This is a genomic window from uncultured Massilia sp. (assembly GCF_913773735.1).
Taxonomy (GTDB): Bacteria; Pseudomonadota; Gammaproteobacteria; order Burkholderiales; family Burkholderiaceae_D; genus Telluria.
Genome location: NZ_CAJYEB010000047.1, coordinates 1 through 24,045, shown reverse-complemented (window position 1 = coordinate 24,045; position 24,045 = coordinate 1). Strand labels below are relative to the sequence as shown.

At 70.2% G+C, this 24,045-nt stretch carries 14 protein-coding genes; 9 read left to right on the top strand and 5 right to left on the bottom strand.

The genetic code is table 11. The features are described 5' to 3' along the window. Positions 1-104: 104 nt before the first annotated feature. From QZ749_RS23785 to QZ749_RS23775, 3 genes are all read right to left on the bottom strand, one after another. Positions 105-2,660, bottom strand: a complete 2,556-nt coding sequence (locus tag QZ749_RS23785) for a chemotaxis protein CheW (RefSeq protein WP_296952433.1) — start codon at positions 2,658-2,660, stop codon at positions 105-107. A 208-nt stretch (positions 2,661-2,868) separates the two neighbouring features. After that, positions 2,869-5,340, bottom strand: a complete 2,472-nt coding sequence (locus tag QZ749_RS23780) for a PAS domain-containing sensor histidine kinase (protein WP_296952430.1) — start codon at positions 5,338-5,340, stop codon at positions 2,869-2,871. A gap of 2 nt (positions 5,341-5,342) precedes the next feature. After that, positions 5,343-6,563, bottom strand: a complete 1,221-nt coding sequence (locus QZ749_RS23775) for an ABC transporter substrate-binding protein (protein WP_296952427.1) — start codon at positions 6,561-6,563, stop codon at positions 5,343-5,345. Between the two features lie 202 nt (positions 6,564-6,765). Here QZ749_RS23775 and QZ749_RS23770 point away from each other — a divergent pair, with 202 nt between their 5' ends. Together QZ749_RS23770 and QZ749_RS23765 are read left to right on the top strand one after the other, a co-directional pair. Continuing rightward, positions 6,766-8,421 (top strand): methyl-accepting chemotaxis protein, encoded by a 1,656-nt coding sequence (locus QZ749_RS23770; RefSeq protein ID WP_296952425.1) that lies wholly within the window; start codon positions 6,766-6,768, stop codon positions 8,419-8,421. A gap of 156 nt (positions 8,422-8,577) precedes the next feature. Continuing rightward, the gene (locus tag QZ749_RS23765) at positions 8,578-10,158 is read left to right on the top strand and encodes a methyl-accepting chemotaxis protein (protein ID WP_296952422.1); all 1,581 of its coding nucleotides are present in this window, start codon (positions 8,578-8,580) and stop codon (positions 10,156-10,158) included. Between the two features lie 214 nt (positions 10,159-10,372). Here QZ749_RS23765 and QZ749_RS23760 read toward each other — a convergent pair whose 3' ends face one another. Beyond that, the gene (locus QZ749_RS23760; protein WP_296952418.1) at positions 10,373-10,840 is read right to left on the bottom strand and encodes a host attachment protein; all 468 of its coding nucleotides are present in this window, start codon (positions 10,838-10,840) and stop codon (positions 10,373-10,375) included. A 326-nt stretch (positions 10,841-11,166) separates the two neighbouring features. On the opposite strand from QZ749_RS23760, the gene QZ749_RS23755 reads away from it, so the two are divergent. The 6 genes from QZ749_RS23755 to QZ749_RS23730 all read left to right on the top strand — a co-directional run bounded on the left by QZ749_RS23755 (position 11,167) and on the right by QZ749_RS23730 (position 20,025). Then, positions 11,167-13,848, top strand: a complete 2,682-nt coding sequence (locus QZ749_RS23755) for a TonB-dependent receptor (RefSeq protein WP_296952416.1) — start codon at positions 11,167-11,169, stop codon at positions 13,846-13,848. Between the two features lie 11 nt (positions 13,849-13,859). After that, positions 13,860-16,328: a family 20 glycosylhydrolase gene (locus tag QZ749_RS23750; protein ID WP_296952414.1), complete on the top strand. Its 2,469-nt coding sequence runs from the start codon at positions 13,860-13,862 to the stop codon at positions 16,326-16,328. Continuing rightward, complete coding sequence (locus QZ749_RS23745; RefSeq protein WP_296952412.1) at positions 16,309-17,646, top strand: MFS transporter; 1,338 nt, start codon at positions 16,309-16,311, stop codon at positions 17,644-17,646. The genes QZ749_RS23750 and QZ749_RS23745 overlap by 20 nt, the downstream gene beginning before the upstream one ends. Positions 17,647-17,746: 100 nt before the next feature. Next, positions 17,747-18,163: a CopG family transcriptional regulator gene (locus QZ749_RS23740; RefSeq protein ID WP_296952409.1), complete on the top strand. Its 417-nt coding sequence runs from the start codon at positions 17,747-17,749 to the stop codon at positions 18,161-18,163. A gap of 10 nt (positions 18,164-18,173) precedes the next feature. After that, entirely contained in the window at positions 18,174-19,391 is a 1,218-nt protein-coding gene (locus tag QZ749_RS23735; RefSeq protein WP_296952408.1) for a PHB depolymerase family esterase, read from the top strand. Positions 19,392-19,482: 91 nt separating this feature from the next. After that, on the top strand, positions 19,483-20,025 hold the full coding sequence (locus tag QZ749_RS23730) for a DUF2058 domain-containing protein (protein ID WP_296952405.1): 543 nt from the start codon (positions 19,483-19,485) through the stop codon (positions 20,023-20,025). 78 nt (positions 20,026-20,103) lie between these two features. On the opposite strand, the gene QZ749_RS23725 is transcribed toward QZ749_RS23730, so the two are convergent. Next, positions 20,104-21,009, bottom strand: a complete 906-nt coding sequence (locus tag QZ749_RS23725) for a helix-turn-helix domain-containing protein (RefSeq protein ID WP_296952399.1) — start codon at positions 21,007-21,009, stop codon at positions 20,104-20,106. 749 nt (positions 21,010-21,758) lie between these two features. On the opposite strand from QZ749_RS23725, the gene QZ749_RS23720 reads away from it, so the two are divergent. Then, positions 21,759-24,045: beta strand repeat-containing protein (locus QZ749_RS23720; protein ID WP_373896854.1), on the top strand; the 2,287-nt coding region annotated here is incomplete at its 3' end.

Below are 24,045 nucleotides of genomic sequence, written 5' to 3'. Positions count from 1 at the left end.
CGGGAGCGTTGGCGTTGGCGCCATGGTCGGCGGAATCGGCGTTTCCGTCAAACCAGTGCCGCGCTGCAATTTTCATGCTGCATGCCCCTCACGCCGCATGCCCCTCACGCCGCGTGCGGCGCGTTGCCGAGCAGGCTGGCGAAGATCGCCGCCACGCCGAGTTCCTGGATCAGCACGCTGCCGCCGTTGGCCTTGAGCAGGCCGGTCGACAGCGAGCGCTCGCCGGCGGACAGCGACAGCGGCGCGCGCTGGCCGTCGTCGAACTGCTGCACCGAATGCACGTCGTCGATCAGCAGGCCGATGGTGCGGCCGCCCTCGCGCACCAGCAGCACCTGGCTGTGCGGACCGGCGGCGGCGGCCGGCCCGCCCAGCAGCCGCGCCAGGTCGAACACCCAGACGAAGGCGCGCGGCTGGCCGGGCAGGTCGACGTCGAGCATGCCGATGCGCGCCGCCGCGCCCGGCGCCTTCTTCACGCGGGCGAACGGCACCGCCTCGACCACGCTGGCCGCATCCAGCGCCATCAGCGCGCCCTGGGCGTGGAACAGCGCGACCGCGCGCCCGCCCTCGGGCACCGATTCGATCCGGGCCGGTTCGGCCAGCGCTTCCAGCTCGTCCTCGCGGCGCAGCGCGCCGAATGCCTGCAGCAGCACGGCCAGCACCGGTTCCTCGCGATGCGCGCCGGCGCGGAATTCGCGGTAGCCGGCGGCCGCGCTGCAGGCGGCGACGCAGTACTGGCCGCGCCAGGCGACGATGCGCGACACGCTGGCGCCGGCGGCGGCATCGTCGAGCAGGCCGCGCTCCAGCTCCAGCACCGTGCCGGGGACGACGTCGGCGTCGCTGCCGCACAGCACGCGGCCGTCCGGCGCGCAAAAGAAGGCCTGCATGCCGGCGCGCCCGGCCACGCCGCCGGCGAGCATGTTGCGCAGTTCCGTGGCGCCGTCGAACACGATGCCGATGCCGCCGACGACGGTGTCCGCGCGTTCCGGATGGCGGATCGCGGCGTGGTAGACGAAGGTCGGGCGGCCGCCGTAGAACGGCGAGGGCGCGAACGGTTCGACGTGGTGCTCGCGTTCGCTGCGCAGCGCGCCCACGGCGGCCAGCGTGGCGGCGTCGATGCGCTGGCCGACGACGTCCGCGCCGCCGCTGGCGGCGAGCACGACGCCGTCGCGGTCGTACACGAACAGGCGGCTGTACACGGTGTACAGGGCGTTGATCGTTTCCAGCACAGCGCCCAGCCGGCGCGCGCGCTCGGGGTCGCCGGCGTCCGCCAGGCCATGGCGCAGCGGGCCGGCCAGCGCCCACCAGCGGCAATCGTTGGCGCGTTCGTAGAGGCTGCGGTCGAGCATGTCGACCAGCAGTTGCGCCGTGAATTCGGCGGCGCGCATGCTCGACGCCAGCACGGTGCGGTACAGGTCGCGGATCGAGCGCGAGAACACGGCGTCGCTGCGCTGGCCGGTCTCGGTGATCTGGTCGAGGATCGTCACCAGCCTGCCGGCGCCGCTGTCCGCCGCGGCGCCCATGCCCGCGGCGGCGGCCGTCGCCACCTTGCCGTTCCAGACGATGCGCTTGATCGCGTGCGTGGCCGCGCTCACTGACGACAGCAGGTCGTGCAGCGCCGGATTGAAGCTGCCGGCATGCGACAGCAGGCCTTGCAGCAGGCGCGCCCCGGTGGCGTCGATGGCGCTGTCCTGGGGCGCGCGGAACGCCAGGTCGAGCGGCACCATCACCTGGCTCGTCCAGCCGGCCGGGCCGGGATAGCCCTGGTAGCCGGCGCTGGCGACCGTGACGGCCAGGTATTCGCGGCCGGCGAACACCTGCACCGGGGGCGCGCCGGCGCGGTCGACGGGGAGGGCGGGCACCTGCACGCCCGCCGGGATCCAGAGCGGGTCGGCGCTGCTGATGACGCGCCGGTCGGCGTCCAGCAGCAGCATGTTGGCGCGGCCAGCGCCGTCGCGGTAGGCGGCGAAGATGGCGGCCATCTCGTGCTCGAAGCGGAAGCTCAGGCACAGCACGGCGACGACCGCGCCGCCGTCCGGGTGCCGCATCGCCTGGGAGTACACGAGGGCGCGCGGCTGGCCGGGGCGCAGGTCGGTGGCGCGGAAGGTCTCCAGCCAGGTGCCCGCCTGCAGCGTCTGCGCGACCAGCGGGTCGCGGCTGGCCTGCAGGCCGGCATCGGCATCGGCCTGGACCAGCACGCGGCCGTCCGGCGCCAGCACCAGGATGTCGTCGTAGACCGTGTACTTGTCGCGGTAGGCTGCCAGGCGCGCGCGGGCGGCGTCGCGGTCGTCATCCAGGCCGGCGGCGAAGCGGCACAGGTCGGCGTCGGTGGCGAGGAAGCCGACGTCGGCGGTACGCTCGAACAGGTTGCGCACCAGCAGGTCGAGCGCGTACTGGGCACGCGTGGCGGCTTCGCCCAGCACCTGGCGCACCTTTTCGGAGACGAGGTTCGCGACGAGGGCATCTTCCAGCTGCGCCAGGTTGGTGCGGGTGCTCACCACGGCGGGGAGCAGCGTGCGCGCCTCGGCGGGGCAATTCATGCGGGCCGACGCCTCGATCAGGCGCCAGGTGTGGTGGAGTTCGTGGAGCGCAGCCTGGCAACGGCCCACGTCGGGCATATGCGGCAGGAAAGTGTCCAGCAGCGAATTGTGTTCGGTGCTCATGTTTCCAGAAAAGAGGATAAAGCCTTCCTTTAGAGCAATTTATATGCCAACCATCATTTCACATTTCCCATAAAGTAAGACTTCCTCACCTTGACCAACCCCAAACCGGGGTCAGAGCCGGGGTCAGAGCCCGGTTTTTGGAAAAAGCCATCAAGACATTTCCAAATTCAGGGCTCTGACCCCGGCTCTGACCCCGGTTTGCGATTTGTCAGGGGAGCAGGGGCAGGCGGACGGTGAAGGTGCTGCCGTGGCCCAGGCCGGGGCTGGTGGCGTCGACGCGGCCGCCGTGCAGGTCGACCAGTTTGCGCACCAGCGCCAGGCCCAGGCCCAGGCCGCCCTGGGTGCGGTCCAGCGTGCGCGAGCCCTGCGTGAACAGGTCGAACACCACCGGCAGCAGGTCGGCGCCGATGCCGCTGCCGTTGTCGCGCACCATCAGCTGGGCGCGGCCGTCGACGGCGTCCAGCGTCACCTCGACGCAACCGCCTTCCGGCGTGTACTTGGCGGCGTTGTTGATCAGGTTGGCGGCCACCTGCACCAGGCGCGTGCGGTCGCCGTCGACCATCAGCGGCTGCTGGCTCATGCGCACCTGCAGTTCGTGGCGGCGTGCGTCGACCAGCGGGCGCGATTGTTCGATCGCCTCGCCGATGGCGTCGCGCAGGTCGAGCGGGTGGCGGTCCACCGTCACCAGGCCGCGCGTGACGCGCGAGACGTCCAGCAGGTCGTCGACCAGGTGGCGCATGTGCGCGACCTGGCGCGCGACGATGTCGCCGATCTGCTTCACGCGCGGCTCGCCCGCATAGGCCAGGCGCAGCATGTCGGCGGCGCTGGAGATCGGCGCCAGCGGGTTGCGCAGCTCGTGCGCCAGCATCGCCAGGAACTCGTCCTTGCGGCGGTCGGCCAGGCGCAGCGCCTCCTCGGCGCGCTTGCGCTCGGTGATGTCGATGGCGACCGCATGCACCACCGTGCTGCGCCCGTCGGCGCCCAGGCCGAGGCGGCCGCGGATGTCGAGCCAGGCGGTGCGGCCGTCGTCGGCGCGGCGGATGCGCGGCGTGACGCGGTACTCGCCGCCGTCGTGCAGGGCGCGGTCGGCAGCCTCGCGCAGGGCCTGGCGGTCGTCCGGATCGGCCAGCTTCCACAGTTCGGCGACGTTGTGCCAGGAGGTGCCGAACACGCTGTGCAGGTTGGCCGAGAAGCTCACCTGGCCGCTGGCCGGATCGCGTTCCCACACGGCCATGCGCGCCGCCACGAGGCCCTGCTGCAGGCGCTCCTCGCTGTAGCGCACGGCGCGCTCGGCGCGTTCCAGCGGGGTGACGTCGGTGCTGGCGCCGAACCACTGCACGACCGCGCCGCCGGCATCGCGCAGCGGCGCCAGCGAGGTGAAGAAATTGCGGTAGCGGCCGTCGGCGCCGCGCAGCGGGAAGGTCATCTGCGTCATGCGGCCGTGCGCCAGCGCTTCCTGCCAGCGCCGGCGCAGCTGCGGCAGCAGGTCGGGGTCGTGGAAGCGCTCCCAGTGCGCGATGCCGACCTCGCCCGGCGTGGCGCCGGTGAATTCGTACCAGCGCTCGTTGAACCAGACGATCTCGCCCTGCGGATCGGCGATCCAGACCAGTTGCGGGATGTTGTTCGACAGCTGCAGGAATTTCCGGCGCTCCGCTTCCAGCACCGCGTGCTGTTCGTACAGGCGGTCCAGCATGCGGTTGATCGAGCCGGCCAGGCTGGCCACTTCGCGGCTGCCTTCGAGCGGCGCGCGCGGCCGCTCGCCGTTGCCGTCGCCGCCGCCGTGCCGGCCCTCGTCGCCGGCATTGCCCAGGGCGCCGGAAAAGGTCTCGAGGCGGCGCAGGTCGCGCGTCAGCCCCAGCGCCAGGCGCGAGGCGAGCAAGAACACGACCAGCGCCAGCAGCGCCGCCACGCCGACGATCAAGAGGTATTGCGGACCCGGCGTATCGAGCGGCAGCGGCAGGCGCCGTTCGTCCTCGCGCAGCTGCAGGCCCAGGTGGGCCAGGCCCGGCGGCAGCGGCACCATGGCCGCGATCTCGTGGGTGGCCTGCGCGTCCTGGGCCAGCGTGGCGCGCGCAGCGCCGCCCGTGCCGGCGCGCACGAAGCTGGCCCAGGGCGCGGGCTTGAGGTCGGCCAGCCGGACCTTGTACATCAACGCGCCCTCCGGCGTGCGGGTGCGCGAATAGCGCAACAGGTTCACGCCGATCAGTTCGTCGCCCGTGGGGCCGGCCTGCAGCGCCGCGCGCTCGTCGCCGCTCTCGATGCGGGCGCGCAGCCAGGCCAGGTCGGCCTCGGTGAAGCCGGGCACGCCGTTGCTGGCGATTTCCTTGCCTTCGAAGTCGGTGAACAGCAGGCGCAGCGGGATGCCGTTCATCTGGCGCAGGCCGTGCAGGAAGGGTGTCAGGTAGGTTTCCTTGCCGGCGCTGTCGACCAGGGCGGTGGCCAGGATCGGGCTGTTGGCCACTTCCGCCAGGCGCGTGGCCAGCGCTTCCAGGTTGCGCCCGACCGTGGTCGCATGGAAGGCGACCTCGCGCTGCAGCAGCAGGGCATTGGCCTGGGCGCGCTGGCGGTCGATCAGCCAGGACGACACGCCGGCGATCAGCAGCACGGCGGCCGCGGTCAGGATCGCGGCCGCCAGCGCGAAGCGTTGCGACAGGCTGGTCGGTGGGGTGCTGGTCGACATCGTCAATCCCCGGTCGGCACCAGCACGCCGTCGGCGCGGTAGCGCGCCATCAGCAGCTCGGCCGGACCGAGGGCTTCGTGGTTGGCCGGGGTGAACGGCGGCGCGTACTGCTTGACCAGGCCGCGCCACGGGCCCAGGCGCTCGAGCGCGTCGCGCACGGCCCTGCGGTCGGTGCTGCCGGCGCGGTCGATCGCCTGCGCCAGCAGGTGGGTCAGGTCGTAGGCGTGGGCCGCGCCCACCGGTCCCTTGATGTCCTCGATGCGGCGCACGGACGAGACCTTCGCCGCGCTGGCCAGGAAGCGCTGCACGCGCGCCTTGTCGGCGCGGAAGAAGCTGAAGGTCTGGATCACCGTGAAGTCGACTTCCTGCAGCGCCGGGCCGGCCTGGGCCACGAACTCGCCGCCGGTCACGCCCCAGTGGCTGAGGATGGGGATGCGCTGCGCCTTCGGCAGCCGCGCCACTTCGCGCACCAGGATCGCCGCCTCGTCGTCGTTGGCGACCAGCACGATGGCCTGGGCGCCGGCCGCGCGCAGGTGCTGGTAGTTGTCGACCAGGCTGGTGTCGCGCCAGTTGTACCAGGACGTGCCGACGATCTTCATGCCGGGCTGGCGCTCGAGCGCGCGCTCGGCCGCCTTGGCGTTGCTGCGGCCCCAGGACGTATTGGTGAGCAGCAGGCCCACGCGGTCCAGGCGCCGCTTGTGCGCCGCCGCCAGCAGGCGCGGCATGGCCAGCGAATCGCGCAGCGACAGCCGGTACACGTAGTTCGGATGCATCTCGTTGTCGATGATGCCGTCGGCCGACGACCACACGGCCATGAACAGCGTGCGGGTTTCCCGCAGCGTCGGCAGTTCCTCGATGATCACCGGGCTGAAGCGGCCGCCGAACACCGCCACCAGGTCGGGCATCGCGGCGAATTCCTGGATGTTGCGAATGCCGCGCGCCGGGATCGAGCGGTGGTCCTTGGCGACGACTTCCAGCGGCCGGCCGCGCAGCACGCCGCCGGCGGCGTTGATCTCGGCGATGGCGGCGCGCATCCCCAGTTCCACCGCCTGGGCCGACGTGCTGTTGTCCAGGCCGAACTCGCCGTCGATACCCAGCAGGACGGGTTTCGGACCGGCGGCCTGGGCCGTCAGGGCGGCGAGCCAGAACAACAGGCCGGCGCCGTGGCGCAGCAGGCGGGTGGCGAAGAGGGAAGGGCGCAGGCAGACAGGAAGACAGGACATGGCGATCCCGAAGGCAGGCTTCGGTATGACGAGGCGAGGCGGCATTTTACCGTCGATTGCCATTCCGTTTCTTTCATGAATATCCGTATTTTGTTGCGGATGAACAACCGGTTATTCCAGAAAGTAACAATTGGCTGGCGATTTATTCTTACAAAGCCCATTATCGTATTGACGATGTACAGTTTTTTAATCGAGGTTGATCATGATTTTCAACAATTACAAGATCGGCGCCCGTCTCGCCATTGCCTTTGCCGCCGTGCTGGCGTTGTCCATCGTCTTGATGGTCGTGGGTATCCTGCGCCTGCAACAGGTCGGCGGCGCCACCGAGGCGATGGACGCCGCGGTCGTCAAGGCGCGCCTGGCCGACCGCTGGATCGCCGCCACCCGCGTCAACCGCGCGCTGACCGAGACGCGCCTGCGCGCCCGCGATGCCCGCGACCTGGCGGAGATCCGCACGCGCATGAAGGCCAACAGCGCCGAGATCGGAAGCATCAAGGACAAGCTGGACGCGCTGGTCGTGCGCCCCGAGGGCAAGGCGTTGCTGGAACGGGCGGCGGCGAGCCGCAAGGCCTACACGGCGGCGCGCGACGAGGCGTTCGCGCTGAAGGAAGGCGGCGCCGAACCGGCCCTGGTCCAGCGCCTGATCGAGGAAAAGATGAATCCGGCGCTGGACGCCTACGAGAAATCGGTGCTCGCCTTGTCCGAGCGCCAGCAGCGCATGGCCGAGGCGGCGCAGGACGACGTGGCGGCGGCAGTCGCCAGCGGCCGCCTGGTGCTGGCCGTCGTCGGCGCCTGCGCACTGGCGCTGGGCGCGCTGCTGGCCTGGCGCCTGACGCGCGGCATCGTGCGCCCGCTGCGCGCGGCCGTCGCGGTCGCCAACGCGGTGGCCGCCGGCGACCTGACGGCGCGCGTCGACGCCACCCTGGACGGCGGCGCGCGCGACGAGACGGGCGAGCTGATCGCGGCGCTGCACGCCATGAACGACAACCTGAACGGCCTGGTGGCGCGGGTGCGCGGCGGCGCCGACACGATCGCGACGGCGGCCGGCCAGGTCGCCACCGGCAACATGGACCTGTCGGGGCGCACCGAGCAGCAGGCCAGCGCGCTGGAAGAAAGCGCGGCGTCGATGGAGGAGCTGGCGTCGACCGTCAAGCAGAACGCCGAGAACGCCGCGCGCGGCAACCGCATGTCGGCCGCGGCGTCCGGCGTCGCCACCCGCGGCGGCGAGGTGATGGCGCAGGTGGTGCGGACCATGGGCGAGATCGACGCCTCGGCCGCGCGGATCGCCGACATCATCGGCGTCATCGACGGCATCGCGTTCCAGACCAATATCCTGGCGTTGAACGCCGCCGTGGAAGCGGCCCGCGCCGGCGAGCAGGGACGCGGCTTCGCGGTGGTCGCCAGCGAGGTGCGCACGCTGGCCCAGCGTTCGGCCGCCGCCGCCCGCGAAATCAAGGCGCTGATCGAGGACTCCGCGGCGAAGGTCGGGGCCGGCTCGCGCCTCGTCGACCAGGCCGGGGCGACGATGCGCGACGTGGTCGAGAGCGTGCGCGATGTCAGCGTCATCATGGCCGAGATCGCGGCCGCCTCGGGCGAGCAGAGCGCCGGCATCGACCAGGTCAGCCGCGCCATCGTGCAGATGGACCAGGTGACGCAGCAGAATGCGGCGCTGGTCGAGGAAGCGGCCGCCGCCACCGGCGCGATGCGCGACCAGGCGCGCAGCCTGGCCGATGCCGCCAGCGTGTTCCGGCTGGCGGACGCGAGCGCCCCGGCGGCCGTGCCCGCCCATCGGCACAATGCCGGCGCAACGCGGGCGCCATCGCGCGCAAGCGCCAGTCTGGTGCATGAAATGCGCTAAAATGGTGCAAATTGCGTCAATGATACGGCATTGACGCAATAATGCAACATCTTGTTCGGCTTCATGTACCTGATGGTTAATAAATTGCTGCAAGGAACAGTCAACGCGTTCTAGAATCGCTGGCATCGTGAATGTTTCCGCGCTGCCGGCTCCGCCATGTTCCAGAACCTGAGCATCAAATCCCGCCTCGTCTTCCTCACTGCCTTGCTGAGCCTGATCGCCGTCGCGGTCGGCGCCGGCGGCCTGACCAACCAGGCCGCCACCAATGCCGCGCTGGGCACCGTCTACAACGACCGCCTGGTCGTGATCGCCCAGCTCAACCGGATCCTGTCGCTGATGCAGGAAAACCAGCAGGGGCTGACCGGCGCGGCGCTCGAGCCGGACGCCGACCATGGCCCGGTGCTGCAGGAAGTCGCCACCCGCATCGATACCATCTCGGCGCTCTGGAAGACCTACAAGGAAACCCGCATCACCGCGCAGGAAGCGGTGCTGGGCCAGCGCTTCATCGACAGCCGCACGGCCTTCGTCGCCGACGGCATCAGGCCGACGATGGCGGCGCTGCGCGAGCGCGACGCCGACCGCGCCCGGTCCCTGGTCACGGGCGCCCTCAAGCGCCTGTACCAGCCGGTGCGCCAGCACATGCAGGCGCTGGTGCAACTGCAGATCGACGTCGCCAAGCAGGAATACGACGCCGCCCTGGCGCGCTACGAGCGCGCGCGCAACTGGTCGATCGCCCTGATCGTGGCCGGCACGCTGGCCGGCGTGGCCGTGGCCGGGCTGCTGATCGGCGGCATCGGCCGCTCGCTCGCCGAGGCGCTGCGCCTGGCCGACAGCGTGGCCGCGGGCGACCTGACCCAGGTCATCCGGATCGAGCGCAACGACGAGACGGGCCGGCTGCTGGCCGCGCTGCAGACGATGAACGGCGCGCTGGCCGGCATCGTGGCGCGCGTGCGCAGCGGCACCGAGACCATCGGCACCGCGTCGCGCCAGATCGCGGCCGGCAACCAGGACCTGTCCAGCCGCACCGAAGAGCAGGCCAGTTCGCTGGAAGAGACGGCGGCGTCGATGGAGGAGCTGACGTCGGCCGTGCGCCAGAACGCCGACAATGCGCGCCAGGCGAATGCGCTGGCCCAGGCGGCGTCCGGCGTGGCGGACCGCGGCGGCGCCGTGATCCGCCAGGTGGTGGACACGATGGGCGGCATCAACGAGGCGTCGCGCCGCATCGCCGAGATCATCGGCGTGATCGACGGCATCGCGTTCCAGACCAATATCCTGGCGCTGAACGCCGCCGTGGAAGCGGCGCGCGCCGGCGAGCAGGGCCGCGGCTTCGCCGTGGTGGCGTCCGAGGTGCGCAACCTGGCGCAGCGCTCGGCCACGGCGGCGAAGGAGATCAAGGCGCTGATCGACGATTCGACGGCGCGCGTGGATGCGGGCGGACGCCTGGTCGAGCAGGCCGGCGCCACGATGCAGGAACTGCATGCGAGCGTGCAGCGCGTGACCGGCATCATGAGCGAGATCGCCGCGGCCAGCGTCGAGCAGACGGCCGGCATCGAGCAGGTGAACGTGGCGGTGGCGCAGATGGACCAGGTGACGCAGCAGAACGCCGCCCTGGTCGAGGAGGCGGCGGCCGCGGCCGACGCCATGCAGGAGCAGGCGCGCGGCCTGGCCGAGGCGGTCAGCGTGTTCCGCCTGGCGGCGCGTGCCGAGGCGCCGCGGCGCAGGGCGCTGGGGCGCTAGCGTATCGGGCCGTGGCCGAAGGATAACCGTTGGCCTGAAAACCGTCGCCCCGGCGAAGGCCGGGGCCCAATTTTGCATGCGTTGACGCTGCGCCAAAAAATTGGACCCCGGCCTTCGCCGGGGCGACGTGCAAGTGATGACTTCGCCGGAGCGACGTGCAGGTGATGCCGGCGCCGGCGCTACCTGCAACCGATCCCGGCGCCGATCCTCTCCCTCAGGCCTTCGCCTTGGCCGCCTGCAACTGCTCGCGCAACTGCTGCGCGTTCGAGTGGCTGTAATCCTTGTTCAGCTCGAATTCGACCAGCGGCTGCAACTGCTTGTCGAGTTCGCCGCGCAGCACGCCCAGGAACTTCGGCTCGGCCACCAGCACCAGCTTGGCGAAACGCTTTTCCTGGGCGCCCTTGAGCAGCGTGGCGCAGATCTGCTTGGCGAACAGCGACGCATCGTGCTGCTCCGGCGTCTGCGCCGGCTCGTACTGCTTGTTCGGCGTCGCGCCGCCCGTGTTGTGGATGCTCTGGCCGGCCGCGGTGGTGCCGATGCGGTCGGTATTGATGTCGATGTCGCGCGCCCGCGCATTCGGACTGACCATGTCCTCGACTTCCTCGTAGGGCTGCTGCGGGTCGGACTCGGCGAAGATGCGGGCGCGTCCTGCGTCCGCGGAAACGATCCAGGTTGTACGCATATTTCCTCCCTTTTGTCCAAAGAAAAGTTTCGTCGTGCATGCCGGTGTGGGCCATGCATGTTGAAGGGAAGTCTATCCCAAGCAGTTTTTTCGGGCGGTACGGTAGGGCCGTCCCTGTGCATGGCGCGGTATCACACGCACGTGTCGAAAAGATGACACGCGGATTCGCGATAGCAAGATTTGACAAACATGGGCAACAATTCAACGACACAATGCGCCCCATACGAAGACGAGAGACGCTGCAGCGTCCGCCGAATTCGAAACTGGCAAGTTTGACTTGACGAGCGCCGCGCCCCAAGCGCGGTCATACAGTTTTGGGAGAGCACATGAAGCATTCGTTGGGACGGAAGACGGTGGCGCGCACGGCAATCGCGAGCGCGGTGGCGATGTTGGCGATGGGCCTCGTGGCCCAGGCGCGGGCGCAGGATTCCCGGCAGGCCGGCGCGGGCGCGGGACCCCAGCCCGAACGCCCGGGCGATGCGCAGACCGTCATCGTGACGGGCGTGCGCGCCGCGCTGGAGCAGTCGCTGCGCCAGAAGCGCAATGCCGACGCGGTGGTCGAGGTGGTGACGGCCGAGGACATCGGCAAGATGCCCGACAAGAACGTGGCCGACGCGATCCAGCGCCTGCCGGGCGTGAACACGCAATCGTCGGCGGGCGGCGAGGGCGGCTTCGGCGAGAACGACCGCGTCAGCCTGCGCGGCACCAGCCCCAGCCTCCAGCAGACACTCTTCAACGGCCACGCCATCAGCACCGGCGACTGGTTCGTGCTGAACCAGATCGGCGGCAACGTCGGCCGCTCCAGCAGCTTCTCGCTGCTGCCCTCGGAACTGGTGGGCTCGATCGTCGTGCAGAAGAGCGCCACGGCGGACCTGGTCGAAGGCGGCGTCTCCGGCGCCATCAACGTGATCACGCGCCGTCCGCTCGACTTCAAGCAGGCGCTCACCGTCGAGGGTTCGGTCCAGGCCAACTACAACGACCTGGCCGGCAAGACCGAGCCGCAGGTGTCGGCCCTGGTCAGCTGGAAGAACCCGGCCAACAACTTCGGCGTGCTGCTGCAGGGCTTCTCGGAGAAGCAGAGCGTGCGCCGCGACGGCCAGGAAATCCTCGGCTACACCCCGATCAGCGCGACCAGCGCCGCCGCGCGGGCCAATCCGCAGCTGGCCGGCGTGGTGGTCCCGACCTTCATCGGCGCCGCGCTGTTCGAACAGACCAAGAAACGCCAGGGCGGCGCCTTCGACATCGAGGCCAAGCCTTCGCGCGACTTCGGCATCGACCTGAACGGCTTCTATTCCAAGCTCGAGGCGCCGCACCAGAACACCAACTGGCTGGCCGCGCCGGCCAATTCCATCAACAGCGCCGGCCTGATCCCGCAGAACCCGACGATCCGCAACGGCACGCTGGTCGGCGCCGGCTTCGCCAGCAACTCGGGCGAGGTCGACAACATCTACCGTCCGGATGCCGGCGGCGAATCGTGGTACGTCGACCTGAACGGCCGCTGGCGCGTCAGCGACGACCTGAGCTTCACCGGCAAGATCGGCAAGACCCACGGCGTGGGCTACGACCGCAACGACGTCTATTACCAGAACAACGTCGACGGCGGCATGGTGTACGGCCTGAACGGCCTCTCTCCGGCCACGGTCAGCTACCCGGGCGGCACCACCAACAAGCCCGGCTCGACGGCCTGGGCGGGCGGCGGCGAGGCGCAATCGGTCGACCAGGAAAAATACGCGCAGGCCGACGGCGAATGGCGCCTGCGCGGCGACACCGTCCAGGCCGTGCGCTTCGGCGCCCGCTGGACCGACCACAAGCGCACCGCCGAGCACCCGCTCGAGACGCGTCCGGGCGAGCTGGGCTTCAGCAATCCGGGGCCGGCATGGAACGGCGAGAAATACCCGTCGGACTTCGGTTCGGATCTCGGCGGCAGCATCTTCAACGACTACTTCAAGTACAACGGCGCCGCGCTGGGCGCCTGGGGCGCGGTGCCGGGCAACCGCCTGCTCGACTACACGCTGCGTCACAACTGGCTGGACGAATTCCAGGTGGGCGAGAAGACCGCCGCGCTGTACGGCATGGCCGATTTCTCCGGCGAGCGCTGGAGCGGCAACATCGGCCTGCGCGCCGTCGAGACGCGCCAGACCACGATCGTCAACCTGCCGGGCGGCACCACGCCGATCACCGGTTCGGCCTTCGGCCCGTACACGCCGACGACCTACAAGCGCACCTACCGCGACTACCTGCCGAGCGCGAACATCAAGTTCGACGCGCGCGCCGACCTGGTGGTGCGCGCCGGCATCGCCAAGACCATGGCGCGTCCGGACTACAGCGCGCTGGGCGGCTCGGTCTCGCTGAACGACGACGCGCTGTCGGGCAGCGGCGGCAACGTCAACCTGGACCCGATCCGCGCCGTGAACTACGACCTGTCGGCCGAGTGGTACTACATGCCGAAGGCGCTGCTGTCGGCCGGCGTGTTCTACATGGACTTCAGCTCGATCGTGGCCCAGGGCACCAGCACCGGCAGCTACTACAACAACAAGCGCGGCGTGTTCACCGAGTACCAGATCACGTCGCCGTACAACACCGGCGCCAAGAACAAGGGCGTGGAACTGAGCTGGCAGCAGCCGCTGTGGGGCAATTTCGGCATGCTGACCAACTACACCTACGCGGACGGCGAACTGGACGACGGCGGCGAGCTGCTGAACTCCTCGCGCAATACCTGGAACGTGACCGGCTACTACGAGAACGAACGCTTCTCGGCGCGCCTGGCGTACAACTACCGTTCGTCGTACAAGGCGGGCGTGGACCGCGGCGCCAGCCAGCACGTGGACGGCATGCCCTCGCTGGCGGCATCGGTCAACGTCAAGCTGACGGAAAACCTGACGCTGACCTTCGACGGCCTGAATCTCACCAACGAGACGATCAAGATGTACGCCGAGAACAAGGACCGGCCGCGCGCGTTCTACTCGAACGGCCGCACCTTCTACGTCGGCCTGCGCGGCAAGCTCTGATGCAGGAGCGCATGCAGCAAGGGCAAGGCACGCCCATCGCCCTGGCGTGGGAGTGCCTCGACAACCTGGTCGACGAGCAGGTGTTCGCGGCGCGCCTGGCGCTGCGCAACGTGTCGGACCGGACGATCGCGCCGGGCTGGGCGGTGTACTTCAACACCGCCCGTCCGCCGATCGCGGCCAGCGTGGACGCCGGCCACGCCATCGCCCACCTCAACGGCGACCTGTTCCGGCTGGCGGCGACCGACGGCGCCGCCTGGCCGGCCGGCGCGGCGCGCGAGGTGCGCTACCAGGCGCGCTTCTGGGCCATCAGCGTGACCGATGCGCCGCTCGGCTTCTACCTCGTCGAGGCCGACGGCAGCGTGACCGACCTGGGCGATCCGCGGATCCTGCCGTTCGCGCGGCCGGAGCAGCTGGCGCGCCACGGCGGCGACCTGCTGCTGCCGGCCGACGCGGCCTGGCGCTGGCACGAGAATGCGCGCCTGTCGCTGCTGCCGCGCGAGCGCGTCGGGCGCATCACGCCCACGCCGCTCAGCGCGCGATTCGCGGACGCCGGGCAGGCCGCCTGCCAACTGGCGGCCGATTGCGCCATCGCCGCCGAGGCATCGCTGGCCGGCGAGGCGGCGTTCCTGCGCGCGCTGCTGGGCGGCCTGCCGCAGCGCGCCGGCGCGGTTGCGGCGCCGGTGCGCCTCGCGCTCGAGACCGGGCCGGTGGCGGCGCCCGGTCCCGAGGCCTACCGCATCGACATCGCGCCGGACGCGGTGACGGTGCGCGGCGCTTCCGCCCACGGCGTGTTCAACGGCATCCAGACCCTGGCCCAGCTGCTCGGCGCGGACGGCGTCCTGCCGGTGGGCCGGGTGGAGGACGCGCCGCGCTTCGGCTACCGCGGCATGATGCTCGACGTGGCGCGCCATTTCTCCACGCGCGAGACGGTGCTGCGCCTGCTCGACTGCATGGCGCGCTACAAGCTCAACCGCCTGCACCTGCACCTGACCGACGACGAGGGCTGGCGCCTGCGCATCGACGCGCTGCCGGAGCTGACCGACATCGGCGCGCGCCGCGGCGTGGCGCCCGACGGCGCCGCGCTGCCGCCGTCCTTCGGCTCCGGCGCCGCCGTCGAGACGTCGGCCGGCACCGGCTTCTACGAGGCCGAGGACCTGGTCGCGATCCTGCGCCATGCGCATGCGCGCCACATCGAGGTGGTCCCGGGCTTCAACATGCCGGGCCATGCGCGCGCCGCCGTGGTGGCGATGCGCGCGCGCCACGACCGCCTGCTGGCCGCGGGCGACGCCGCCGGCGCCGCGGAATACCTGCTGAGCGATCCGGACGACGCGTCCGTGTACGAGTCGGTGCAGATGTGGCGCGACAACGTGATGTGCATCGCGCTGCCCTCGGTCGACCGCTTCGTCGACGCCGTCGTGACCCACGTGGCCGCGCTGTACCGCCGGGCCGGCGTGCCGCTGCGCGCGATCCACACGGGCGGCGACGAGGTGCCGGCCGGCGCCTGGCTCGGCTCGCCGCGCTGCCAGGCGCTGATGGCCGAACGCGGCTGGGATGCCGACCGCCTGCACGCCGATTTCGTGGGCCGCTGCCGCGCGATCCTGGCGCGCCACGGCCTGGCCTTCGCCGGCTGGGAAGAGAATGCCGTCGTGCAGGCGCCGGACGGCCGGCCCGTGCCGAATCCCGAGTTCGCCGGTCCGGACTTCCACGTCTACGCCTGGAACAATGCCTGGGGCTCGGGCCAGGAAGACCTGGCCTACCGCCTGGCCAACGTCGGCTACGACGTGGTGCTGGCGAACGCCGCCAGCCTGTACTTCGACCTGGCCTATGCGAAGGATCCGCACGAGCCGGGCTACTACTGGGCCGGTTTCGTCGGCACCCGCGAGGCCTTCGCCTTCCGCCCGCTGGACATGCTGGACGGCGCCGCCGTCGATCCGATGGGACGCACGGTGGCGCCGCAGCGCCGGGACGCGATGGCGCGCCTGAGCGCGGCCGGGAGGACGCGCATCGCCGGCCTGCAGGGCCAGCTGTGGGGCGAGAACGCATGCACGCGCGCGCGCGTCGAGTACCTCGCCATGCCGCGCATGATCGCGCTGGCCGAGCGGGCCTGGGCGCCCGACCCCGGCTGGCGCGGCGCCGACGACGGCGCGGCCGACTGGAACGAGTTCGCCAACCGGCTCGGCCAGCGCGAGCTGCCGCGCCTGGACCGGGCGCCGCTGTCCTGGGGCTACCGCCTGCCGCCGCCGGGCGCGCTGCGCGACGGCGCCACGCTGCGCGCCAACGTCGCCCTGCCGGGCCTGGCGCTGCATTACACTCTGGACGGCAGTGAACCGACTTGCGCCAGCCCGCGCATCGATGCCGGCGGCGCCGTCCAAGCCGGCCCGGGCGACCGTGCGTTCAAGGTCGCCACCTTCGACACGCGCGGCCGCAAGAGCCGTACCGTCACCCTCGACCTGGAACCGCATGGACAAGGCACATCCTGAGCAGTTGACACCGCATCCGACGCCGTCGGCGCGCCCCGGGGAGCACCCCGGGGCGCGCCATCCGCTGGCCTGGGTGCCCACGCTGTACCTGGCCCAGGGCCTGCCGTTCTACGCGGTGGCGCTGGTGGCCGGCCTGATGTTCAAGAGCATGGGCGTGCCCAACGACCAGATCGCGCGCTGGACCGGCATGCTTGGCCTGGCCTGGGTGTTCAAGGCCCTGTGGAGTCCCTTCCTGGAGCTGGCGCGCAGCAAGAAGCGCGTCGTCGTCGCGCTGCAGGTGGCCGGCGGCGCCGCGCTGGCGGCGCTGGCGCTGGTGCTGCAGCTGCCGGCCTGGTTCGCGCTGGCGATCGCGCTGCTGGGCGTGGTGGCGCTGGCGTCCAGCACCCACGACATCGCCGCCGACGGCCTGTACATCGCCAGCCTGTCGGCGCGCCAGCAGGCCGCCTATGCCGGCTGGCAGGGCGCCTTCTTCAACGGCGCCAAGTTCCTGTCGCTGGGCGGGCTGGTGATCCTGGCCGGCTTTCTGGAGCAGCGCGTGGGCGCGCCGGTGGCCTGGTCGACCGTGTTCGCGCTGCTGGGGCTGCTCCTGGCCGGCCTCGGGCTGTACCACGCCTGGGCGCTGCCGGACACGCGTCCGGCGGCGGTGGCGCACGCCGCGTCCACGGTGCGCGGCACGGCGCTGCTGCTGCTGGACGTGATCCGCGCCTTCTTCGCCAAGCGCGGGATCTGGCTGGGCATCCTGTTCATCGTGCTGTTCCGCCTGGGCGAGGGGCAGGTACAGACCATCGGCCCGCTGTTCCTGCGCGATGCCCGCGCGATCGGCGGCCTGGGCCTGTCGACCCAGGAAGTCGGCGCCATCTACGGCACCGCGGGCACGGCGGCCTTCCTGGTCGGCAGCGTGCTGGGCGGCTGGTTCACGTCGCGCATCGGCCTCAAGCGCGCGATGCCGGTGCTGATCCTGGCGATGAACGTGCCGAACCTGGTGTTCTGGTACCTGAGCATGGCGCAGCCGGCGTCGCTGGGCCTGGTCACGGCGGCGCTGGCCGCAGAGATGTTCGGCTACGGCTTCGGCTTCGTCGGCATGATCCTGTTCATCATGCAGGTCATCGCCAGCGGCCCGTACCAGACCGCCCACTACGCCCTCGGGTCCGGCTTCATGCAACTGGGCTTCGTGCTGTCGAAGGTGGTCAGCGGCGACATCCAGCAGGCGCTCGGCTACCGCCATTTCTTCCTGTGGGTGGTGCTGTCGGCCCTTCCCGTGCTCCTGGTGACGCGCTTCGTGCGCCTCGAACCGGAGCCGCACGCGACCGCTACCTGACGCCGTTCCGTATCCGTTCTTTCACACGCTTTCCTTGAAATACGCCGCTTATACTCCAATTGGAGTATAAAGGGAGTATCAATCAACCGAGGAAAGCGTCATGAAGCTCGTCGACAACACATCCAAGCTGCCGGATACCGACAAGGTCACCATCAACCTGGGCCTGGTGGACCTGGCCCAGATGGACCTGCTGGTGGAGGAAGGTTTCTATACCAACCGCACCGATTTCGTCCGCACGGCCATCCGCAACCAGCTGCAGCAGCACCAGGAGGCGATCCGCCAGACCGTGGTGCGCAAGCGCTTCGTCATGGGCATGCAGCGCTATGGCAAGGCGGAGCTGGAACGCGTCGTCGCCGGCGGCGAGCAGCTGGAGATCCACGTTCTCGGCCTGGCCACCATCGACGCCGACGTCACCCCCGAGCTGGCGCGCGCGGCGATCGTTTCGCTGCGCGTGCTCGGCGCCTTTTCCGCCTCCGCCGCCGTCAAGGCCGCGCTGGCGGACCGCATGGACACCTGAGGAACACCCTATGAAACTCCACGACCGATTCGTCGGCAACCTGCTCGACGCCATCCGCTCCAGCCAGGGGCAGGACCCCACCGCGGCCACCGCGATCATCCAGGACGCGCTGCGCGGCGCCGGGCTGATGCCGGCCGCACCGCCGCCGGCGTCCGCGCCGGCGTCCGCTGCAGCGGGCCGCTTCGTCGACCTGAACGAGGCGCCGGCCTGGACCGGCAAGCCCGCCGCGCCGGCCGCCGCCCCGGCGCCCGGCCCGCTGCCCAATCCCGCGGCGGCGCTGCGCGACGCCCTGGCCGGCCTGGCCGGCAGGTTCGACCTGCCCATGCCGGGCCAGGCCAGGGGGCGCGCGCCCGCTGCCGATCCCGCCGCGCCCGGCCAGTTCCTGCACGGCGAAGCGGGCAACGCCGCGGGCACGCGCGCCTACCGCCTGTACGTGCCGGCGCGCCCCGCGGACGGACCGCGGCCGCTGCTCGTCATGCTGCACGGCTGCAAGCAGGATGCCGCGGACTTCGCGGCCGGCACGGCGATGAACGCCCTGGCCGAGGAGCACGGCTGCCTGGTGCTGTATCCGGAACAGACGCCGCGCGCGAACGGCTCGAACTGCTGGAACTGGTTCGAGGCGCAGCACCAGGGCCGCGACGGCGGCGAACCGTCGATCATCGCGGACATGACGCGCGCGGTCGTGCGCGAGCATGGCGCCGATCCGGCCCGGGTCTACGTGGCCGGCCTGTCGGCGGGCGGGGCAATGGCGGCCATCCTGGGCGCGGCCTGCCCCGACCTGTACGCGGCCGTCGGCGTGCACTCCGGCCTGGCCGCGGGTTGCGCGCACGACCTGATGTCCGGCCTGAACGCCATGAAGGGCGCCCGCGCGGGCAAGGCCGGTCCCGGCCGCGAGGCGCCCGCGGGACGGCGCGTGCCGGCGATCGTGTTCCATGGCGACCGCGACGCCGTCGTCCACCCGTCGAACGGCGACGCGGTGCTGGCGCAGTTCGCGGCCGGGGCGCGCCTGCGCGAGGTCGAGGAGCGCGGCAGCAGCGGCGCGGGCCGCAGCCACACCAGGCGGGTGGCGCTGGACGACGCCGGCACGCCGGTGCTCGAATCCTGGCTGCTGCACGGCGCCGGCCATGCCTGGGCGGGCGGCAGTCCGGCCGGGTCGTACACCGACGCCGCGGGGCCGGACGCCTCGGCCGAGATGTTGCGTTTCTTCCTGGGCCAGCGGCGCGATTGATGTCCGCGGGACGGTGTTTTTGCTATGCTGACGGGTTTCCGGCGCCGCTCCCCGCGGAACGGCGCACCCTATCACGTATGGAGCAGCAAACATGGTGTCCCTGCAAGAGCAGCTGATGAAGGCCGGCCTGGTCGACAAGAAGAAGGTCAAGGTCGCCAACCAGGAAAAGAGCAAGCAGCAGAAGATCGAGCGCCGCACCGGCGTCACGAGCGTCAACGAGGCGCGCGAGGCGGCGCTCGAGGCCCAGCGCCAGCAGGCCGAGCGCGCGCGCGCCCTGAACGCCGAGCGCGACGCGGCCGCCGCGGCCAGGGCGGTCGCCGCCCAGATCGCCCAGATGGTGAAGGTCAACCGCCAGTCCAAGGGCAACGGCGACATCGCCTACCACTTCACGCTCGGCACCCGGGTCGAACGCATCCATGTCTCGGAAAAGGTGCGCGAGCACCTGGTGGCCGGGCGCCTGGCCATCGTCGCCCAGGGCGACGTCTTTGAACTGGTGCCGCGCGTGATCGCCGACAAGATCGCCGAGCGCGCGCCGGACAGCGTGGTGCGCGCCAAGAAGCAGGACGCCGCGACGGCCGTCGACGAGGACGATCCGTACAAGGACTTCAAGGTGCCGGACGATTTCGACTGGTGATCCGGCGTCCCGGCGCAGGCCGGGACCCAGCGGCGTGGCGCGCCCGCAAACCGGCCCCGGGCCGCGGGCCGCGGACGCCTAGCGCTTCTTGACCGGCAGCGCCAGCCACCCGCGCCAGCGCCCGTCCGGGCCGCGCTGGACCTTCTGGATGTGCGGGCGGGTGCTGTCCAGGCGCCAGGTCGCCTGCTTGTCGAGCCAGTCCTCGTACATCGAGCGGAAGCGCGGCCATTCGTCGGCGAACTCCAGGCAGGCGTAGTTGCCGGCCGGCAGCGTGCGCAGGCCCAGGCCCGGATCCGGCGCGCTGTCCTCGGCGCAGCCGAAGTCGTAGCAGTATTCCCGCTCCCCGGTAAACCCCGGGTCCTCGTCGAACACCCCGTACCACGGCGTCGACGGCACCACGCCGTCCTGGCTTTCGCGCTCGCGGATGAAGGCATTGCAGGCCATCGACAGCGCCGCGCCGGACTGGCCGAAGAAGCGCTGGTAGCGCAGGGTCAGGGCCGGCAGCGCGCGCACGGCGATGCGCGCCGCGACCGTGCCCGGTTCGGGCGGGCAGTAGGGCGCCAGGATCGCTTCCAAATTGTCGGCTTCCGCGACGAAGAAGCCGATGTCGCTCTCGCGGCCCACCTGGCGGTCCATGTAATCGCGCCAGCCGCCCTCGCGCCAGGCCTTGGCCGACATCGCGAACTGCTGCCTGAAGGCCTTGGCGAAGGCCGCATTCGATGGGAAACCGCAATCCTGGGCGATGCGCACGATCGGCACGTCCGGCTCGTGGCGCAGCAGGTGGGCGGCGCGGCGCAGGCGGCGCTTTCTCTGGTATTCGACGGCCGAGAACCCGGTCAGCTCGCGGAAGATGCGGTCGAAGTGGAACGAGGAATAGCTCGCCGATGCCGCCAGCGACTTGAGCGCGAGCGGATCGCCGACCGAGTCGAGCATCAGGTCCATCACTTCATACAGGCGCGAGACGCGCGCGGTGGGGCTCTTCATGCCCGGATCCTCTTGGCGCTGGCCGGCAGCTCGCAGCGGATGCGGCGTCGACTGCGGCTGTTATGGATGAACTAAGTATATTCCGTAAATAAACGGGCATTGGCAAGCATTTGGCATAAGCCGTCCGCCGTCGGGTGCGGCCGCACGATGCGGTGCAACATGTCTTGAAAGCATTCCCACACATTTGCATGCATGGATTGCCACGATCATTGCGCTTAAAACTTGTTTTAACTGCAATCTCGTGTTGGCCAATTATTGTTGTTTCCCACTGATTCCCGTACCGAAACCGCGTCGTTTTCCATGGTGCCGATGGCTTGGCCGGATGCAGGCCTGCCGGATGGCATTCGCATTGCATTTCATTAACACGCAATGTGTTGGCGATATCCTGAACAGGGGAAAACAGCCGAACGCAGCTTAATACCCGGCGCGCGCTTGTCGCCTTTACCTTGAGGCACCCGTAGTTTCTGATGGGAAATGTCACAAAATGGCCGTTCGGATGGCGCGTTCTTGTATTGATAAGGAAGTTATTTATAAGGCAATTAATACCGATGAGCATCCATGGTTGTGGAGAAAAAACAACCGAAAATGCCTCAAGTTGTAAAGATAATTGCCGTAAAGAATGGCGTGATCCCGCCATACAAATGTATCCTTAGAGAAATTTAATTTCGGGACGCGCGCGCCAGGGCCGCGATCAACCCAGGACAACGTTCAATATATTTAAAGGTTTAACCATGTCTGTTCTATCAGGAATGACCACGGCCCAAATCCAGGCGCTGGAAACTTCTCAAATCGCCGCGCTCGGTACCGATGACATCGCCGTATTGACGTCGGCCCAGATCGCAGCGCTCACGAGCTCCCAGATTCCTGTCCTCAGCACGGCGAACGTCGTCGCGCTGACCACCGAACAACTGTCGACCGGCCTGACCACCGACCAGGTGGCTGCCCTGACGACCGCCCAGGTCGGCGCCCTCAGCACCGTCCAGGTCGCCGCCATGACCACCGCCCAGGTCGCCGCCATCGAGACGGACGACCTGGCCGTCCTGAAGACCGGCCAGATCGGCGCCCTGACCACGGCGCAAGTCGCCGGCCTGACCACGGCGCAAGTCGCCGCCCTGACCACCACCCAGGTGGGTGGCCTGAGCAGCGTCCAGATCGGCGCGCTGGGCACCGCCCAGGTGGCCGCCATCGAAACCGCCGACCTGGCCGCGCTGAAGACGACCCAGGTCGCCGGCCTGACCACGGCCCAGCTGGTCGTCCTGAACTCGGACCAGATCGGCGCCCTGACCACCGCCGAGATCGCCGCGCTGAGCACCGCCCAGCTGGCGGGCCTGAGCACCGCCCAGATCGTCGACCTGAAGACCAGCCAGATCGGTTCCCTGACCACCGTGCAGATCGGCGCCCTGAGCACCGCCCAGGTGGCCGCCATCGAGACGGCCGACCTGGCCGTGCTGAAGACCAACCAGGTCGCCGCCCTGACCACCGCCCAGGTCGCGGCCCTGACCACGGGGCAGATCGCCGGCCTGTCAACCGTGCAGATCGCCGGCCTGAGCAGCGCCCAGCTCGGCGCGCTCGGCACCGCGCAGGTCGCCGCCATCGAAACCGCCGACCTCGCCGCGCTGAAGACCAGCCAGGTCGCTGGCCTGACCACTGCGCAACTGGCCGTCCTGACCTCCGACCAGATCGGCGCCCTGACGACCGCCGAGATCGCCGCGCTGAGCACTGCCCAGCTGGCCGGCCTGACCACCGCGCAGATCGTCGACCTGAAGACCAGCCAGATCGCCGCGCTGACCAGCACCCAGGTGTCCTCGCTGGGCACCGCGCAGGTCGCCGCCATCGAAACGGCCGACCTGGTCGCGCTGAAGACCAACCAGCTGGCCGCGCTGACCACCGCGCAGGTCGCCGGCCTGACCACGGCGCAGATCGCCGGCCTGACCACCGCCCAGATCGGCGGCCTGACCAGCGCCCAGATCGGCGCGCTCGGCACCGCCCAGGTCGCCGCCATCGAGACGGCCGACCTGGTCGCCATGAAGACCAGCCAGATCGTCGGCCTGACCACCGCCCAGCTGGCCGCCCTGAGCTCCGACCAGGCAGGCGCCCTGACCACCGGCGAGATCGCCGCGCTGACCACGGCGCAAGTCGCCGGCCTGACCACCGCGCAGATCGCCGGCCTGAAGACCAGCCAGGTCGCCGCGCTGACCACCGCGCAAGTCGCCGCGCTGACCACCACGCAGGTCGCCGCCATCGAGAGCGCCGACCTGGCCGTGCTGAAGACCAACCAGATCGGCGCGCTGACCACCGCGCAAGTCGCCGGCCTGACCACCGAGCAGGTCGCCGGCCTGACCACGTCCCAGATCGTCGGCCTGAGCAGCGCCCAGATCGGCGCGCTGGGCACCGCCCAGGTCGCCGCGATCGAGACCAACGACCTGGCCGCCATGAAGACCAGCCAGATCGTCGGCCTGACCACCGCGCAACTGGCCGCCCTGACCTCGGAACAGGCCGGTGCGCTGACCACGGCCGAGATCGCCGCACTGACCACCGCGCAAGTCGCCGGCCTGACCACCGACCAGATCGTCGGCCTGAAGACCAACCAGATGGGCGCGCTGACCTCGTCGCAGATCGCCGCGCTGAGCACCGCGCAAGTCGCCGCCATCGAAAGCGCCGACCTGGCCGTCCTGAAGACCAACCAGATCGGCGCGCTGACCACCGCCCAGGTGGCCGGCCTGACCACGTCGCAGATCGCCGGCCTGTCCACGGTCCAGATCGGCGGCCTGACGAGCGCCCAGATCGGCGCGCTGGGCACCGCCCAGGTCGCCGCGATCGAGACCAATGACCTGGCCGCCATGAAGACCAGCCAGATCGTCGGCCTGACCACCGCGCAACTGGCCGCCCTGACCTCCGACCAGGCCGGTGCGCTGACCACGGCCGAGATCGCCGCACTGACCACCGCGCAAGTCGCGGGCCTGACCACCGGCCAGATCGTCGGCCTGAAGACCAACCAGATGGGCGCGCTGACCTCGTCGCAGATCGCCGCGCTGA